General features: G+C 50.5%; 13 protein-coding genes. 12 read left to right on the forward strand and 1 reads right to left on the reverse strand.

The window, feature by feature from the left end; all coding sequences use genetic code 11:
* Positions 1 to 91 precede the first annotated feature (91 nt).
* Positions 92 to 3,979, forward strand: coding sequence for a DUF6788 family protein (locus tag KDW_RS24260; protein WP_151758526.1), 3,888 nt, complete (start codon positions 92 to 94; stop codon positions 3,977 to 3,979).
* Positions 3,980 to 4,103: 124 nt separating this feature from the next.
* Here KDW_RS24260 and KDW_RS24265 read toward each other — a convergent pair whose 3' ends face one another.
* A complete protein-coding gene (locus tag KDW_RS24265) occupies positions 4,104 to 4,985 on the reverse strand; it encodes a Stp1/IreP family PP2C-type Ser/Thr phosphatase (RefSeq protein ID WP_151757407.1) in 882 nt (293 codons plus the stop codon).
* Positions 4,986 to 5,806: 821 nt separating this feature from the next.
* On the opposite strand from KDW_RS24265, the gene KDW_RS24270 reads away from it, so the two are divergent.
* The 11 genes from KDW_RS24270 to queE all read left to right on the forward strand — a co-directional run bounded on the left by KDW_RS24270 (position 5,807) and on the right by queE (position 17,527).
* Complete coding sequence (locus KDW_RS24270; protein ID WP_151758527.1) at positions 5,807 to 6,310, forward strand: EamA family transporter; 504 nt, start codon at positions 5,807 to 5,809, stop codon at positions 6,308 to 6,310.
* The gene (locus KDW_RS24275; protein WP_151758528.1) at positions 6,216 to 7,268 is read left to right on the forward strand and encodes a DMT family transporter; all 1,053 of its coding nucleotides are present in this window, start codon (positions 6,216 to 6,218) and stop codon (positions 7,266 to 7,268) included. The genes KDW_RS24270 and KDW_RS24275 overlap by 95 nt, the downstream gene beginning before the upstream one ends.
* Before the next feature lie 30 nt (positions 7,269 to 7,298).
* A complete protein-coding gene (locus KDW_RS24280) occupies positions 7,299 to 9,221 on the forward strand; it encodes a hypothetical protein (RefSeq protein WP_151758529.1) in 1,923 nt (640 codons plus the stop codon).
* An 80-nt stretch (positions 9,222 to 9,301) separates the two neighbouring features.
* The gene (locus KDW_RS24285) at positions 9,302 to 10,132 is read left to right on the forward strand and encodes a hypothetical protein (RefSeq protein ID WP_151758530.1); all 831 of its coding nucleotides are present in this window, start codon (positions 9,302 to 9,304) and stop codon (positions 10,130 to 10,132) included.
* Positions 10,133 to 10,208: 76 nt separating this feature from the next.
* Positions 10,209 to 12,296: a protein phosphatase 2C domain-containing protein gene (locus tag KDW_RS24290; RefSeq protein WP_151758531.1), complete on the forward strand. Its 2,088-nt coding sequence runs from the start codon at positions 10,209 to 10,211 to the stop codon at positions 12,294 to 12,296.
* A gap of 139 nt (positions 12,297 to 12,435) precedes the next feature.
* Positions 12,436 to 12,978 carry a GNAT family N-acetyltransferase gene (locus KDW_RS24295; RefSeq protein ID WP_151758532.1) on the forward strand — a complete coding sequence of 181 codons (543 nt, stop codon included), beginning with the start codon at positions 12,436 to 12,438 and terminating at the stop codon, positions 12,976 to 12,978.
* 323 nt (positions 12,979 to 13,301) lie between these two features.
* Entirely contained in the window at positions 13,302 to 14,363 is a 1,062-nt protein-coding gene (locus tag KDW_RS24300; RefSeq protein WP_151758533.1) for a DUF2332 domain-containing protein, read from the forward strand.
* 257 nt (positions 14,364 to 14,620) lie between these two features.
* Positions 14,621 to 15,070, forward strand: a complete 450-nt coding sequence (queF, locus tag KDW_RS24305; RefSeq protein WP_151758534.1) for a preQ(1) synthase — start codon at positions 14,621 to 14,623, stop codon at positions 15,068 to 15,070.
* Positions 15,071 to 15,114: 44 nt separating this feature from the next.
* Positions 15,115 to 15,867, forward strand: a complete 753-nt coding sequence (gene queC, locus KDW_RS24310) for a 7-cyano-7-deazaguanine synthase QueC (protein ID WP_151758535.1) — start codon at positions 15,115 to 15,117, stop codon at positions 15,865 to 15,867.
* 439 nt (positions 15,868 to 16,306) lie between these two features.
* Positions 16,307 to 16,762 (forward strand): 6-pyruvoyl trahydropterin synthase family protein, encoded by a 456-nt coding sequence (locus KDW_RS24315; protein WP_151758536.1) that lies wholly within the window; start codon positions 16,307 to 16,309, stop codon positions 16,760 to 16,762.
* Between the two features lie 3 nt (positions 16,763 to 16,765).
* Entirely contained in the window at positions 16,766 to 17,527 is a 762-nt protein-coding gene (gene queE, locus KDW_RS24320) for a 7-carboxy-7-deazaguanine synthase QueE (protein WP_151758537.1), read from the forward strand.
* The last annotated feature ends 23 nt before the right edge of the window (positions 17,528 to 17,550 follow it).

The raw sequence follows: 17,550 nt of genomic DNA on the forward strand, positions 1-17,550 counted from the left end.
CTGGTAGCAGCAATCTGTAACACCGTATCATTTTTTTGCTCTGGCAAAGATTTTGTGGCATACAAAAACGATATGGATCTGAAAGAGGAGCATGTGGCATGACCAGCATGGTAATAGGATCACTTATCATCAGCAAGTGACGTATTGTGGTAAGCCACGGTGTCGAAGATGTCGGGAGGGGATTGGACATGGTCCATACTGGTATGCTTACCAGACGGTGAATGGGCAGACTACACGCACCTATATTGGCAAAAATCTTCCGTCCGATATGCAATCAAATCCGGAAACACCATCTACCACTGCAGGAGATAGTGCTATGGACTCAAATCTCTCTTCTGTTACCTCGCAGCCAACGGCGGCAGAGCATACAGTATTGCGTATCTCAACGTTGGGCCAGTTTCGACTGGAGGAACGTGCTCAGGCGCGTAGCAAGCAAAAAAATCGTAGCTGGCATGTCATTGATGATGCTGCCTGGCAGCAGCGTTCCGTTCGTGCCTTGCTTGCCTATTTGATCTGTTGTCCAGGACGACGTTCGACCAGATCACAGGCTATTGTGGCCCTCTGGCCTAATGATGATGTCAGTACGGCCAGAAATACCCTGAATAAGACCCTGAATGTGTTGCGCAAAGTGTTGGGACATGCATCGGTCAAGCCTGGACAGGTGTCTCAGACTGATCAAGTTGAGCGCTTTTGGACGGATGGTGATTGGTTTATTCTGGGTGATCAAGAGCGTGTCTGGCTGGATGTGGATGATTTTGAGAAGCTGGTAGAGCAGGTAGAGCAGACTGATAGCCAGTCACCAGGGTATGAAGAGTTGCTCCAAAAGGCCATTGCTCTGTATAGTGGTGATTTTTTGCCTGAAGAGCGCAGTGCTGAATGGGTTATGACGCGTCGGCAGGCTCTACGCCGGAAGTGGATAGAGCTTCTCCTGACGCTCTCCAGCTGGCATATGGCGCATGATAAGTATTCGCAGGCGATCAATGTCCTGAATAGTCTGCTGGTAAAAGATCCGACTAATGAGCTGGCAATTCAGCAACTCATGATTGCGTTGATGTATCTGAAGCGCCGTGGTGAAGCTTTGCGGGCCTATCAACGTTTTGAGAATACGTTGTCGCGTGATTACAAGGCGACGCCAGCGCCGGAGACGCTCAATCTGTATCAGGTGGTGCGTTCAGGTGAAGGCCTGACAAATGGAAATCTGCTGACAACGTTGCCCCTCACGCTGAGTTTAAGTACAACCCCGCAGCAGGGGAAGACTTCTGAGCATGCGTCGCCTTTCTCCGGTTTGCGCCATCTCCTCACTCCCTCGGCCCCACATGAGCCGATTGGACGTATCCATTCCGGTCGGTTGATTGGTCGCGATACTGAATTGCAGCTTCTGCGGACAATGTTGCAGAACATTGAGCAGAACGCACGCTTGCAGCTGGTGGGATCGCGTCGCGCAGGCAGTATTCCATTAGATACCCAGCGCCAGCCGCAGTTGCTGTTCTTGAAGGGTGATGCAGGTATCGGCAAAACCCGTCTCGCTGAGGAAGTAGGACGCGAGGCCCAGCAAAGTGGCTGGAGCGTAATCTGGAATCATATCTATAACCAGGAGAGCGGCGTCCCTTATCGCGTCTGGATTGAGGCCCTGCGCAAGATCCTGAGCGCAAGCACTAATGTGGTATCCCTGTTAAGCATGGAGTCTTTGCGCGCACTCTCAACCTTGCCTGGATTACTGGACCTGCTTCCGGCTGGTATCGACGCGGATTCGACTCCCCATCCCCTCCTGCCTCAACAGGCCAAATATACGCTCTATAACGCGGTCAGTGAGCTCCTCAAACAGACAAGCGAGAATGGACCCCTGATGATCGTCCTGGATGATATTCAGTGGGCTGATGTGAGTAGCTACGAATTGCTAGGACACCTGGCACGTCAGCTGACAGGCTATCCCATCGTGTTTTTCGCCACCTGCCGCGAGAGTGAGGTTCCCAAGGATGTCTCGCATCCGCTGCGTAAACTCATCCTGGAGATGCAACGCGAACACACCATCAAAACGCTGGATATCGAACCACTGTCTCGTGAGCAGATCAAGCTCCTGGTGACCAATCTCTCAACATTGTCTGAAGAGACTGTCACCCATATTCAAACGTATGCGGGCGGCAATCCCTTCTTTGCTGAGGAACTGGCCCGTTCACAAACGGCAAACTTGCCGCTGACGATTACAGAGGCCCTTGGCTATCGTATGAAGCATCTGAAGCCGAAGTGCCGTGAATTGCTTGCCCATGCGGCCGTGCTGGGAGGCTCATTCGAGCTACCAATTATTTGTATGCTGGAAACAGGTTCAGTTATCGACGAAGATGATACGATCCTGCCATTATTAGAGGAGGCTCTGGAGGCACAGGTGCTTGCGGATGAGGGGAGTGGTACCCGCATCAGCTATCATTTCTGGCATCCTTTGCTGGTCACCTATCTGTATGAAGAAGGCTTATCCTCGATGCGTCGCGCCCGTCTGCATCGCCGGGCTGCCGATGCTATTCTGCATATGAATAAGGGTCGCGAAGATGATGTGGCGGCTACCGTCACGATGCACCTGGAGAAAGCCGGAGCCGAAGCCGAAAAGATTGCTCACTATGCGGAACTGGCTGGCAATAGTGCCTATATCATTTCGGCTTATGCGGATGCAGCCACCCATTATCAAAAAGTGGTTGATTATCTGGAAGCAGACCTGGAAGCGGAGGCGGTTCCGCGTTTGATTTCTCTGTTGGAGCGTCTGGCTGAATGTACGGTCAACAGCGGTGGCAATTATGGGCAGGTCTGCGAAATTTTTACTGGTATTCTTGAGCTGCGCCGCCGCTATACGCTACCAACTGTGGATCCTCAAGAAGAGGCACTGATTCAAGCCCTGCTCTGGGATCAAATCAGCTGGACCTGGCGCTATCGTGGGAATATCCGTCAGGCCTGGGATTGCCTGGATCAAGGCGAGCAGCTTTTATCGGCCGCTAACATTGCCGGTGGCCCTGTCTGGGCTCGCCTCTACTATACGCGAGGGAATCTCTATCAATCAGAGGGCTTGTATGATCAGGCGTTGAGTAGTGCGCAGGAAGCTGCTACCCTCTTTGAAGCTGATCAGACGCAACGTATCTTGCCTGTTGCCTCTAATCGCAAGATGTGCAAAACTCAGATTCAACGCATCATCGAAGGTGATCCTGAGCTATTTGGACGCATCCAGCGGCATATGGGCGCGATTGCGGTCGATATGGGACAGCTTAGCCAGGCGCTGGCATATCATAATAAAGCGCTGGCCTTTTTTGAGCAGTCAGACGAATTACGGCAGATTGCGCATATCTCTACCAATATTGGCTTTATCCATTTGAAAATGGCCCAGTATGAGGAAGCTAATGCCGCGCTGCGACGCGCCTTGAACCTGGCAGAGAAAATTGGTGACCTGGCTTTAGTATCCCTGGTGCATAGTAATCTGGGAGAACTCGGGGCTGCTGTCGGCAATCTCGAAGAGGCAGAGGCGCAATACAACAGTGCCTTAAAGCTGAATAGTCTGCTGGAAGATCCGCAGTATATGAGCAAATGGAACTCGGGTCTGGCTGGTATATTACAGGCACGTGGCGATCTACAAGGGGCCACTCGTTGTATCCGTACCGCTTTTTTTGTGGCTCGTTCTGTGTCGAATGCACCATGTATTGGACGGGCGCTGGTTGCTCTTGGCAATATACGGATTGCCCAGGCCATGCTGGCACGTCCAGGTCAGAAGCAGCGGACGCTCCTCCTGTCACATGCACAGCAAGATATCGAGCGTGCATTGGGTCTGGGGGTAGAGGCAGAGATCCGTATGAAGGGGGAACTGGCATTGGGCCAGATCATCTTGTTGCTTGGTCAAGCGCAAGAGGCACGAGAGGCCTTTGAGCAGGTCCGGGGAGAAGCCAGGAAGTCAGAGCATTTACAAATAGTAAAACAGGCTGAACAGCTTTTAGCGCAACTCTAAGTACAGCAGAGCACGACGTAGTGTTCTGCTTCTGGTCACAAACTGACCATGTATAGTAAATATCCTGCGCGATAGTAACAAGCCAGTTATCATGGTCAGGTAGCTTGTGTTGATGTTTTTATGTTTAGCGTTGATAGACACGAGCAACAATGGCTGTGATATTGTCGATCCCACCTTGAGCGTTGGCATATTCAACCAGGTGATACACACTTTCCTGCGGACCAAATTGTTCCACGATACTGGTGATTTCCTGATCGGTGATCATCCCGCAGAGACCATCGCTACACAGTAGCAAGGCATCGCCTTCTTCAACTGGCTCAACGAATACATCCACCTCCACCTCCGGGAAAGGTCCGAGGGAACGTGTAATAATATTGCGCATCGAGTGCAGTTGAGCCTCTTCCTCGGACATTTGACCCATCCGAACCTGCTCGGCGACCCAGGAATGATCCTGCGAAATCTGTCGTACGCTGCCGCGATGAACTAAATAAGCACGGCTATCACCGACATTGGCAATATAGGCCGTCGCCCCGCGTAAGACGGCCACCACACAGGTGGTACCCATGCCGCTGTGTTGCGCATTTTCCGTGGCGCGCTGGTAGATAGTAGCATTGGCATATTGAATAGCTCTGGTGATACTGGCAGGCACATCGGTATCCGCATCCTGGTAATAAAGCGTACACACCGTATCGACAGCGATCTCGCTGGCAACCTCACCGGCCGCATGTCCTCCCATACCATCCGCCACGATAAAGAGCGCACCCTTGTGTTCCAGTAACTGCTGATCCTTAGGAATAATATATGCCACACTATCTTCGTTATGCTGGCGCTTGCGCCCAACATCTGTACGTTGCGCAACATTCAGACCGAGGGGCCTGCTTTTCTGCCTGGCCTGTAATGATTCTGACTGCTTGAAGAAGCGGTTCCGAACACGCGAGATAACACCCTGGCGTGGCTCTTTCTGTATGGATACGTCATGAATGGTATGCGAAGGAAATATCTCCATGATGTTGCTCCAATTCCCATCATTTATGGAATATATGTGCTATATTGCTCGCTTATTATCTACCATATAATGATTGTGATCATGCTACTCACTTAATCAAAAGAATATCACAATTGCCGCAATTTCCAAAATTTTAGCCAGCGATCCTCTCAAAATACCAGTATACTCTTTAAACCAAGTTGAAATTATTCTATCCTTGAATCGCAGTATGCCAATGTTTATAAGATATGCAAGCTGCGATCAAGAATACAGCAAAAATCCCGTAGGCTATACAGTATTTACGCTGATTGGTGCGTTTCTATATAGAAATATTTTATACTACGAGGAGGTGAATTAGTATACTCTAACCCTCCCAAAGTACTACCTGTGTGTATGTTTTTGTTGCTTAGAATGATCAGGCGTCCCAAATTTTGACGATGTGCTGACACAGATTCTCGGTCACCAGGTCCAAATTTGTAATGGCTTTCTAGTTTTGCTCCGCTAGCATGCACAGGCAATTTGTAGACGAATCCGCCCCATTGCTTGCCTGCCCTCAAGTATACTTTTGACAGGGTGTGTGAATAAGAACTTGAGAAGCGTATCGGATTACTGGAACAGGTTCGCTCATTGGGTGTTTCTGCTTTCTCGTACATCATCATACGGTACACCGCTTCCTACCGCCTTACGCCTGTTAAGTTCTTTGCTCAGATTGGCTGCGCTCTAGCTATCTGAGACGCCCATGCACCCCATGATTTTTGCATATCTCATGTATTGAAATACTTCAAGTGATAGATGTTTACTCATGGTGAAAATAGTAGCTGCACTATAAGGTAGGTGTCCTTGTGAAGAAATTGAAATGGCTGGCGATCATCGCCTTTGTGCTCAATACATTTCTCTTTGGCTCCTATTACTCTGTTGGAAAAGCGATGCTGGGGCGTATCGATCCCATTGTCTTTACTTTTCTCACCATGATGACGCTGGTGCCTGCTGCGATCTGTATTTTGATTTTCTCCAGGCGACATATTACTCGCGAGGCGGTCAAGAGTGGTTTCTTATTAGGAACCTGCCTGTGCCTTGGACTCTTTTCCCTGGCGGTCGCCTTAAAATATAACAGTGCGACTGGCACTGCTTTTTTTTCCTTCGCTGAATGGTTTGCTGGCAGCGATTTTTACCTGGCTGTTCCTGCGTCAACCAATCACGAAGGCTACCTGGTTTGCTGGCATTGTCTCTGTGACCGGGGCGCTATTGTTGATGGCCAATGCATCGATGGGGGGAGCTCGGGGCGCGATTATCGCTTTTATTGGTGGCATGCTCTGTACCTTCTATGTGTTTCTGGCGGATCATGAGCAGCGTGACCAGTCGGCTTACTGGTCGCTCTTTGGGATTGAGTTGCTGACCATGGCGCTGTGGGCGAATCTCCTGGCTTTGCTTTTCGGAGACTGGCATACGGTCAATATCTCTATGCCCTGGGATATAGGTGTGATTGCCTATATCGGTTTAGGCACTATTTTTCTGCCGACCTTATTTACGGTATTACTGCAAAAATATATCTCACCGGTCACGGTCTCTTTTATCTATATTCTGGAACCTATCTTTGGGGCCCTGGTGGCTTATCTTTATCTCCATGAAGTATTGCCGCTGGATGGATATCTGGGTGGTCTACTGGTGGTCTCGGGTGTGCTTATTCACACCTGGGGAACAGTCGAGCGTCCGGAGCGCAGGCTCAAGAGGATGCAACAGCAGGCGTTGCTGGATGTACGTCCACAACCATCCTGGCTGCAGTCTTTCATGTATCCATTGATCCTGTGTATTCTGGGAGCCTTTGTGGTGGCCAGGCTTGGTGGTTTTCCGCCGACAGCCTGGCGGGACTTATATCGAGACTGGCCATTGCTCGCCAGTCAATTGCACAGTTCGCAACGCATGGATGCCATCTTGTTATTGGCCCAATCGCTATCCTGGTTGATGGCCTGGTTTGCTTTAGTCGTGATGGCGCTCTTAGTCTGCTATCGGGTGGGAAGCAAGCTTTTCCACACGGCCGCACCTGTTGCCGCGGTAGATGGGCGCAGTATGCGACAAATGGGGTATATGCCCTATGAACCTATTCCCCAACCAACCACACAGTATTGGGGAGAAGAAAACGAAGAATTTTTCCAACGACGCCGTCTCCATCGTCGAGTTCGTCTGGCGCATATCGAACCCAACGATGACGAAATATATGAAGCTCCAACCCATGTCCCTGGTAGACGTACGATGGTAACGCGAAAGCAGGATTACAGCGAAACAGTGAGCGATCGCTGGCCATAGGGGCGAGCATGGAGCTATGGAAGCGAGGGAATGATGAAAAAAAATGACTCGGGTGATTTCAGTGTCTTATATGTAGAGCCAGAAGATGATAAGCTGGCGCTCTTTCCAGTTATTGCTGGTCAGAAGAAGCCAATCGTCTTGATGCTGGCTGAACAGGCTCGCACGTTCCAGCGGCCCGATGACTTTACGATGCTGAAGCATATCAAGCGGCAATATGAGCTGACGATCATTTTTGTCATCTCCCATAGTGGTCAACTGGCCCAACTGGCAGCGAAAAATGGCTTTCCAGTCTATCAATCGATGGAGCAACTGGTGCAAGCTGTCAGTAGCGGTCAACTGGTCCGGCAGCGTGCCCTGACACGCCCCACTATTCCTCTGGAGAACCAGGTAGCAAGCGGGATCCCGACCAGGCCGCTGCAACAGCCTCCGCGGGTGACGCAACCCAATCTGCCTCCGGTGATTCCCAGCAGGCAGCCACCTGTTGTTGCCCCGCAACAGCTGTCGCCTGTAAGAACGCAGTCGGCGGCAGGGATTCCGTCCAGACCAACTTTTCGCGCGAACCAGCCCGAACCAGTGCTTCCGACCATGCAGCCTTTTCTGGCAACCTCGGCTGAGCCGATCTTCCCGACCAGTCAGTCGTCGCCTGTAGCCGCTCCACAACAGCAGCAACCATTGCCTGTTGTCACGCCACCAAAGGCGCGTTCAAAACGCTTGCCAACCATGCTGACGGTGATTACAGGGGCCTTGATTCTGGCTATCATTGGCTCTTTTTTAATCTTTTCTCATTCTTTTCAATCGATGGCTGTGCAGACACCTGCACCAACCAGTGTTGGACGGCTATCCTTTATTAGTAGCGGACAAGTGAACGAGAATACAAGTCAGGGTATCGCGGATCAAGTTGTGCTGGATGTGCACAGCCTGCCGAATCCTGGCGCGAATAAAAAATATTATGCCTGGCTACTTGGTGATAAAAATCAGAATGATCCTACTTCTATCGCGCTCGGCGCTTTGAATGTGAGTAATGGCAACGCGCACTTGATGTATCCAGGGGATTCGCAACACTCAAATCTGTTGCTGACAACCAGCAGAGTATTGCTGACAGAGGAAGATGCTACGGTCACGCCAATGTCGCCTTCGATGGATACGCATAGCTGGCGCTACTATGGCGAATTCTCAAGTACTCCGATCAAGGCACCGGATAATGTGAAGAATTATAGTTATCTGGACCATCTGCGCCATCTGCTGGCTTCTGATCCAACGCTTAATGAAGTGGAGTTGCCCGGTGGACTCAACAACTGGTTATACCGAAATACCAGTAAGATTGTTGAGTGGACTGGGAGTATGCGCGAAACCTGGGAAGATACGAAAGATAGTGCCTTTATTCGCCGTCAGACCATGCGTGTGCTGGCCTATCTGGATGGTACGACCTTTCTTTATAAAGACCTGCCACCTAAATCGCCGCTCCTGGTCAACGAACGGCTGGCCCGCGTTGGACTGTTAGAGGTCAATGGTCCTAATCAGGAGCCACCCAGCTATATGGCCCATATTGATCATCATCTGCGTGGACTCCTGCAGGCGGATGATGCATCGGCTCCTTTGCGCAAACAGATGAACGATCTCACAACTTCAATGAGTGATATTAATTCCTGGCTCAGTCAGGTGCGTAGTGACGCGCAAAAGATCGTCAAGATGGATGACAATCAAATAAAGCAACCAATGACACTCACACTCATCAATGACATGATCGCAAATTCCAATCATGCTTTCGCCGGACAACTTGATCCATCCACGAACCAGATGCGCCAGGGGGTGATCTGGCTCCATGATCACATGGAATCTCTGGCTACTTTAGATCTGACACCAGTCAAACCAGGAACCAGCAGTGTGATGCCACAGATGGTTCCTGGTCAGCTGAGTCCCAGAGCCTTTGTACCGTATCGGGCTAGAAGATGAAGAAACGCAAAAAATCAGATAGACTCAGAGCTTTCGAATGTTCGTTCCGTGTTTTGCATAATGATGGGGGAAAATAGCGCATGAACAAACGGTTAACCATTATCACGCTGATCATTATGCTGGTTATTGGTGGACTGATTTCGGGTCTCTATGCTGGTCCAATCCAGAAAGCCTTGACGCCAATCATGACAAATGCGATGGGGAACAATACACCCCAGAAGCCAGCAAATGCGGGCCAGGCAACAGCTCAGCCGCAGCAGCCAGGACAGGCGAAAAATCCTAATACAGGCGGTATGCAGAATAAGATGAATCCTAATCAGGCGAATGTGCTGGCCCAGGACTCTTTTCAGCGTACCAATCAGCAATTATGGGGTCAGTCCTCTGATGGCCGTAAATGGGAGGGGGACGCCAATACCTTACAGGTTTTCTCGATCGCTGGTGCTACGGGACAAATGGCTAATGGACAGGGGACTGTCAATGCGGTTCTGGGACCGACGAATGATAACGTTGATGTGCTGGCCAATGGGGCGGTCAATCAGTTTGGCAATGGCGTTAATTTTGGTGTTGTTTTACGCTGGACTAACGGACAAAACTGGTATAAGGCGCTCATCGATGGCCAGCATCTGAGCATTCTCAAGCGGGTCAATGGTAAATCTACCCAGATTGGGAGTGTTACTTTTGCGGCTCAGAAAGGTAGCGTGTATAGCATACGCTTCCGTGCTATCGGGGCAATGCTTTTCGCGAAAGTCTGGCGCAGTGACACCAAAGAGCCTGATCGCTGGATGATCGTCATCTCAGATCCAGAACTAAAAACCGGGCAGGCAGGCCTCCGCGTTGTCCTGCAGCCAACGACGGTTGTCCGCGTCACGTCATTTATCGCCACACCGGCCGCTATGGGGAATGATCTATAAAGGATAGTATATGGAAGAGCTCAATATATGTACTGTGGTCACGTAAAAGATCTGAAGCAAAAAGTTTGGATGGGAAATGATGAGCGAAAATATCAAAGAAGCCTATAGACAACAAGGCTGGATCAAGATGGTGTCACTGGTTGCCGTGGTGCTTGGGGCTTTGCTCCTCCTGGCGAGCTCAGGAGGCTTTCCACCCTGGGCCTGGCGTTTCCTGGTGCAGGTGCTACAGCAACTTCCGACTCTCTGGAAGGCCCAGGGGGCAGCAATCCTGTTACCACTCCTGGGCCTCTGCTTGCTTTCGCTATCACTTCTCATCTTATGGATAGCGATTGGCGTGCTGGGTTTTAAAATTGGCACCCATATCCTGGCTGACTTTAAAGTTCCACCATCCTCTTTTGAGGACGATTTGCGCGAGGCAGAACTGCTGGCCGAACAGGCGCTGCAGGAGCAGGATTTTGCTGAGGATGATTTAACCGAGCCGGTCCCGCTGCGTCCAGTGCCTGCTGCTCGGTCACAACAGAGCCAGTCATATTCACAGCCCGGGGTGCGCCGCTCCCGACCTTCGCGTCCAATCCAGGAACCACAAACACAGGCCGTCCCTGTTCCTGCTATGCGTTCGTCCGCCTATGCTCCAGCCGCGCAGGCGGTAGGGGATATTGGTTTTCCTGGTCTGTCATATCCAACTCCTATCTATCGCCAGCCAGGCAATAGCCGTGGGAGCGCGACTGGCAATCGTCAGACCACAAATCTGCGCCAACCATCTTACCCAAATACGCAGGATAGATTTGATGAGCCTCTAGAGTATGACGATGCTCAGTCGAGACCCTCGCAAAAATCTTTGCGGGTTGTCCCGCCAACCGCGTTGCGTGAGCGACCCGATACGTCTGAAGATGTCAATGTCGAAGCAGCTTTCGCGGAAATGGTTGAGCGCGAAGAACGTCAGCAGGCCGAACAAGCAAAGCAGCGGCAATTTGAGCGGCAGCAGGCTGAGCGTGAGCAAGCTGAACAAGCAAAGCAGCGGCAATTTGAGCAGCAACAGGCTGAATATGCCCGACAACAGCAATTGGATCAGCCGCAATTTGAATCGCCAGAAGACGAGTCACTCGACGTAGACCTCTGGGAAACACGGCCTGGAGATCTTGAAGAAGACGACCTTGACCTGGAGCAGTATGATCCTCTGGATGATCTGGATGATACCATACCGGCCTCTGAACGCGCTGCTCGTATGCAAGCCGCTTTATTAGCTCCTGATGCCGAAGAATTTGATTTTGATCAGCAGCATCTGCCACCGGTGAAAAAGAGCAGGCCTGCTCCAGTTCCAGAGGTTAGCGAGATTGAACCTGCACCGCGTTTTGTGGTTGGCATCGGTTTAGATCCTGGTTTGACGCGTAAGGATTCTCCCAATGAGGATAGCCTGTTTACCATTCAAGGTATGCGTGTGACCGATGAAGGATCCAAGCCAGCGGGACTCTTTATGGTCGCGGATGGTATGGGGGGCCATGCGAATGGACGTGAGGCCAGCCGTACCGCCATCCACGCTATCAGCGATGTCATTGTGCCCGCTCTTCTGCGGGATGTCAGCGGGAGTAGCGCGAAAGAAGAAAAGACCCTGTTCCAGGATATGCTCAAGGATGGTGTTCATCAGGCAAATCTGGCTCTTTATCGCCGTAATCGGGAGAGGACCAGGATGATGGGTACCACTCTTACGGCCGCTCTGGTGGTGGATCGGATGGCATATATTGTCAATGTTGGGGATAGCCGTACCTATCTTTATCGCGCCAGCGAGGGTCTGACACAGATTACTCATGATCATTCAGTTGTGGCGCGCCTCGTTGAGGATGGCGTGATCACCCGTGATGAGGTCTATACCCATCCCCAGCGCAACCAGATCTATCGTTGCCTGGGCGAGCATGCGTCCGTTGAGATCGACTCATTTGCTATTCCGTTGCAAGTCAATGATATCTTGCTTCTCTGCTCGGATGGTTTATGGGAAATGGTACGCGATTCAGCCCTCGAAAAAATCATGGCTTCCTCTGCGCATAATCCATCCCAAATGAGCGCCATGCTTGTACAGGCCGCGCTTAACCATGGTGGAGCCGATAACATCAGTGTTATTGCCGTTGGCCTCACCAGTGGCGAAGATGCCGTGAACTGGATGTTATAAGCGCCCCCTCCGTAGCGGCAAGCCTTGACGGCTGCGACCAGTCCACGTATAGTACGTGAAATGGCGCAGCCGTCAAGGCTTGCCGCTACATGATATTCTTGTCTGGCACAAACAGGGAAATTCAGGGGGGAAGGTCGCAATGGTCCAATTGACAACTACACATCTAACGCTGCGAGAATTTGAACCGGCAGACTGGCAGGCCGTCTATGCGTATGAGACGGATCCCAGGGTGGCAGCATATATGGCCTACTCGGCCTCAACACCCGAAGAATGTCAAAGCGACCTGGATTTCCTGGCGGATCAGCAGCAGGATGCGCATCGTCTCCTCTTTCATCTGGCGGTTATTTTACAGTCCAGCCAGCGCTTAATTGGCACCTGTGGTTTAAAGATAACCAATCGTGCGGTCGGCGAAGCTGAACTGGGCTATGCTTTACATAGCGATTACTGGGGCCATGGATACATGACTGAAGCGGCACGTGCTATGGTCAATTATGGCTTTAAAACCTTGCAACTGCGGCGTATCATGGGTACCTGTATCCCTGAAAATACAGCTTCTATCCGCGTTCTGCAAAAAATTGGCATGCAGCAGGAAGGACACTTGCGTGCAAACAAAATTATTAAGGGCACTATCTATGATTCCCTCATATTTTCTCTTCTCACCAATGAATGGCAAATTTTTTGAGTCATGTCATAAAAAGAATGTGCTGCAGATTTTTTAATATTCACTCAGAGATCACTAACAAGAGATGTTATGGGTATTAATTCAGTTGTGGAGTGTGTTTGGTGCGCGGCTGCAGCCGCGCACCAAACACACTCCACACTCCACACCTGGCGTCGCAGACGCCAAAAAGCAATATTAAAAAGTCCTGAATGTGTTAGAATACAATAGCATTATTGACCAGATATCAGGTATGATTTATATGAGAAATTGTAATCTTACTTGATTACTAAGAATGCCAGGGATTATGGGATTCAGGTTCTATATGTTTGAAGGGAGTTTTTTGTATGTCTCAGTCCCACCTTGCCAGTGGAATAGAAAATCTTGCGCGTCAATTTCAGGTTTTCGCTCAGCGGGAAAGCGATGTGAATCCTTCTCCTCTCTATAGTATACTTGCCCGCAATGTTGCTAAAGATTCTACTATGCTTACCCTGGCCAGCCACGCCAGACCAGGTCAGCCGGTACCTAATATATTTTTTGCCGCTGTCCACTATTTGTTGCTCAGCGGAACTCAGCATCCATTGGCAGCATTCTACCCAAGCCTCACTGCGCTGCCCGCTAAATTGATAGGTGTCTATCCAATTTTCCGTGCATTTTGCCAGCAGTACGAAGATCAGTTACGTGAGATCATCAGTACACGACGCGTACAGACCAATGAAATTTGCCGCTGTGCCTGTCTCTTACCGATGTTTGAAATAGTGTCCCAGCTTGGGCGCAAACGTCCATTAGCAATTATTGAGATTGGGACCAGTGCTGGTTTAAATCTGCTCTGGGATCAGTATGGCTACAGATATGGGGATGTCTTTTCCGGTGGCAATAGAACTTCTGCCTTACAACTTGATTGCGAACTGCGGGGACCAAAGGTGCCGCCGCTTCCTCCAGAGATGCCCGAAGTGACGCTGCGTGTAGGCCTTGATCTGCATCCCATCAATATCAGTAATCCAGATGCTGTTCTCTGGTTGCGCGCACTGATCTGGCCGGAGCATAAAGAGCGCTTCACACGTTTACAGAATGCGCTTGAGATCGTCAGACAACAGAGGCCCCTGGTTCTGGCCGGCGATGCGCTGAAATTACTACCTACCATCATGGCCAACGTGCCGATGGATACAACCTTATGCATCTTTCATTCTTTTACCTTCAATCAGATTCCTGAAGATGCGCGCCAGGAGTTCTCAAACATACTTATCTCTGCCAGTCGCCACAGAGAAATTTTCCGCATTGCCTATGAGGCTATTGCTGATGGAACAGATCCTACCCTGGATCTCTCCCTTTATCTACAGGGACTGGAAACCAGGCAAACACTGGCCAGGGCCGCAGCTCATGGTAGCTGGATGGAGTGGCTCGCCTAGCGGCATCTCCACCGCCAGCCTGGCTTACTGGTCTGCCCTATAAAGTGAGGACTAGCCGGTGAGCAGGCCAGTAGCATGGGATAGGCGACAAAGAGGTCGTCTTTTTTTTGGACATCCGTACTAATATTGGATGCTTTGGTAGTAAAACACCCATATAACATGCTTGTTCGGGGTGATTTTTTTGGCCAAAATCTGTTGCAGGATGTGATATTGTTGATATTGGAAGAATAAATCTTTTATCTCTATGGAGGTCATTTATGCAAGAGACTGAACAGGGCCGTGAACCCGGCCGCTATGGCTTTGAAGAAATTGCTGCTAACCAGCTCGAAGCCTGGCCTAATGCCTATCCTGATCGTGATTATGTCACCCATTTTGAAATTCCTGAGTTTACCTGTCTTTGTCCCCGGTCTGGCTTTCCAGATTTCGCTACTATTATTGTTGATTATGTGCCAGATAAAAATGTTGTTGAATTGAAGAGCTTGAAGTTGTATATTAATGCCTATAGAAATCGTCAGATCAGCCACGAGGCATCGACCAATGCCATTCTGGATGATCTGGTAGCTTTGCTTGCACCACGCTGGATCAGAATTGTGGGCGACTTTACTGTTCGTGGCAACATCAAAACGGTAATCACTACTGAGTATGCAATCCCCGAATACCACGGTCCACGGCCCGAGTTGAGACGGTTTATGCCTGCTATTGGCTAGCTCTATTCTCTGTATTCATCAGCGCATCCAGAAAGGAAATTATTATGCCTGCAAACAACCGGGCGGTGTTAATTGTCAGTGGGGGGATGGATAGTTGTGTCCTGGCCCATTATTATGCGGCTGCGGGTTTTCACCTGCACCTGATCTCGTTCGACTACGGACAAAAGCATGTGAAGGAGCTTACCTACGCGGAACGCTATATTGCTGATCTACGTTCACGCTACAGTCAGCTTGAGATTGTCCATAATACTATTGATTTACCAATCGCCAGTTTGTTGACCAATTCGGATTCCGCACTGATCAATACTGAGAAGCAGATGCCTCATGGCCATTATACCGATGACAGCATGAAGGCCACGGTTGTGCCCTACCGTAATCCCAATATGCTCCTGCAAGCGGCCACCGTTGCCTGGAACGAGCATGCCAGTGTGGTCGCCTATGCCGCGCACCAGGGCGATCATGCTCAGTATCCAGACTGCCGCAAAGTCTTTGTTGACGCCTTCAATGATTTACTGGCCGTCGCCATGGAAGGCCAGAAGATCGAGGTTGAATCGCCATTTATGCGCTTCACGAAAGCCCAGATTGCTCAGCTTGGTGCCAGCCTGAACGTTCCCTTTGATCTTACCTGGAGTTGCTATGAAGGTGGCAACTCAGGACTGGGTGATCAGCACTGTGGTATCTGTGGTACCTGTGTCGAACGCTACGAAGCATTCAAACTCGCCGGCGTCCCAGATCCCACCAGCTACGCCAACGACCCTGAACAATACCTCCACATCCCAGGCAAACGAGAGAGCTAAGTGTAAGACAGACAAGCGGGATCGTTAAGAGCCGCCTATTCACATTTTGACCAGGCAAGCGGGAATGTTTAAGGACAACACCTTAGCGTCTCGACCAGGCAAGCGGGAATGTTTAAGGACAACACCTTAGCGTCTCGACCAGGCAAGCGGGAATGTTTAAGGACAACACCTTAGCGTCTCGACCAGGCAAGCGGGAATGTTTAAGGGCAACACCTTAGCGTCTCGACCAGACAAGCGGGATTGTTAAGGGCAACAACTTAACAATTCGACCAGACAAGCGGGATTGTTAAGGGCCGCGGCCCTTAACCTGGGGTCCGGGGCTGCGCCCCGGTTCACTCTCCCCTCCCCCGCCACCGCAGGTGGCGTGTCACAACCTTAATAGAGGAAGATCGTAGGGAAGTGCTTACAGACCATAGAAAACATCATGCGAGGAAATCTGATGACTAAATACGCAATTATCACCAAAGAATTTGCTTTTGAAGCCGCCCATCACCTACCAGGTCATCGCGGCAAATGTCGTCGTCCTCATGGTCACTCCTATCGCCTCCAGATTTCCTTGCGCGGCCCCATTATCGCAGCGCCAGGAGAATCCAGTGATGGAATGGTCATGGATTTCGACGACCTGAAAAGCATCGTTAATGCAACGATTATCGAGAAGCTTTCGGATGCTGTACCCCGTGGCGAGGCTGCTGATCCGCTGCTAAAAGGCGGTATGGACCATAATGACCTGAATGCTGTGACGGGTATTCGTACCACCGCTGAAAATCTTGTGCACTGGATGTGGGATGCCCTGGTGGCAGGTGGGATACCCGATGTGCTCCTTTACCGCATCAGATTATGGGAAACAGAAAAAGGTTATGTGGAGATTACACACGACGAGCGGGGGGAGGCATAGCGGATGACACAAACCATTGAAAATAATCGCGTGCGCACCAAAACGATCCAGATCTCTGAGATCTTTGGTCCAACCATTCAAGGGGAAGGGGCGCTGATCGGCAAACCGACCGTGTTTGTCCGCACCGGTGGATGTGACTACCGCTGCTCCTGGTGTGACAGCCTCTATGCTGTATTACCCGAGCATAAAGCTGAGTGGGCGGCTATGGATAGCCAGCAGGTTTTTGCTGAGATCCAGCGCCTCTCAGGGAATACACCGCTTCTGGTGACGCTTTCAGGGGGAAATCCTGCGATGCAGCCGCTTGAAGCCTTGATCAATCTGGGTCATGAACATGGCTATACCTTTGCCATTGAGACCCAGGGGAGTATTGCTCAGCCCTGGTTTGCTAACCTGGATTACCTGACTCTTTCTCCCAAGCCACCAAGCAGTCATCAAGTGACGCGCTGGGAGCGCCTGGACCGTAGTATATTATATGCAACGGCCAATAAGTACGATCATGAAATACAGATCTGCCTCAAGATTGTTATCTTTGATGAGGAAGACTATGCCTATGCCAGATCTGTCGCGGAACGCTATCCTGCTTTACCCATGTACTTGCAAGCAGGAAATCATACGCCACCGCAACAAGCCAAAGAGATAGACATATCTGGTATCCTGGATCGTATGGATTGGCTCATCCAGCGCACTATTACAGATCGCTGGTATGAGGTGACAGTGCTTCCACAATTACACACGCTTTTGTGGGGAAACAAGCGAGGCGTATAACCCCTGATGAGGCAACGCAGCGA

Origin of the sequence: Dictyobacter vulcani, from assembly GCF_008974265.1 — a bacterium.
In the GTDB taxonomy this organism is placed as follows: Bacteria; Chloroflexota; Ktedonobacteria; order Ktedonobacterales; family Ktedonobacteraceae; genus Dictyobacter; species Dictyobacter vulcani.

Excerpts from the sequence above, each read along its gene's own strand:
- KDW_RS24260 (WP_151758526.1), top strand. The coding sequence starts at position 92 with ATGTGGCATGACCAGCATGGTAATAGGATCACTTATCATCAGCAAGTG.
- KDW_RS24265 (WP_151757407.1), bottom strand. The coding sequence starts at position 4,985 with ATGGAGATATTTCCTTCGCATACCATTCATGACGTATCCATACAGAAA.
- KDW_RS24275 (WP_151758528.1), top strand. The coding sequence starts at position 6,216 with ATGGCCAATGCATCGATGGGGGGAGCTCGGGGCGCGATTATCGCTTTT.
- KDW_RS24280 (WP_151758529.1), top strand. The coding sequence starts at position 7,299 with ATGATGAAAAAAAATGACTCGGGTGATTTCAGTGTCTTATATGTAGAG.
- KDW_RS24285 (WP_151758530.1), top strand. The coding sequence starts at position 9,302 with ATGAACAAACGGTTAACCATTATCACGCTGATCATTATGCTGGTTATT.
- KDW_RS24290 (WP_151758531.1), top strand. The coding sequence starts at position 10,209 with ATGATGAGCGAAAATATCAAAGAAGCCTATAGACAACAAGGCTGGATC.
- KDW_RS24295 (WP_151758532.1), top strand. The coding sequence starts at position 12,436 with ATGGTCCAATTGACAACTACACATCTAACGCTGCGAGAATTTGAACCG.
- KDW_RS24300 (WP_151758533.1), top strand. The coding sequence starts at position 13,302 with ATGTCTCAGTCCCACCTTGCCAGTGGAATAGAAAATCTTGCGCGTCAA.
- queF (WP_151758534.1), top strand. The coding sequence starts at position 14,621 with ATGCAAGAGACTGAACAGGGCCGTGAACCCGGCCGCTATGGCTTTGAA.
- queC (WP_151758535.1), top strand. The coding sequence starts at position 15,115 with ATGCCTGCAAACAACCGGGCGGTGTTAATTGTCAGTGGGGGGATGGAT.
- KDW_RS24315 (WP_151758536.1), top strand. The coding sequence starts at position 16,307 with ATGACTAAATACGCAATTATCACCAAAGAATTTGCTTTTGAAGCCGCC.
- queE (WP_151758537.1), top strand. The coding sequence starts at position 16,766 with ATGACACAAACCATTGAAAATAATCGCGTGCGCACCAAAACGATCCAG.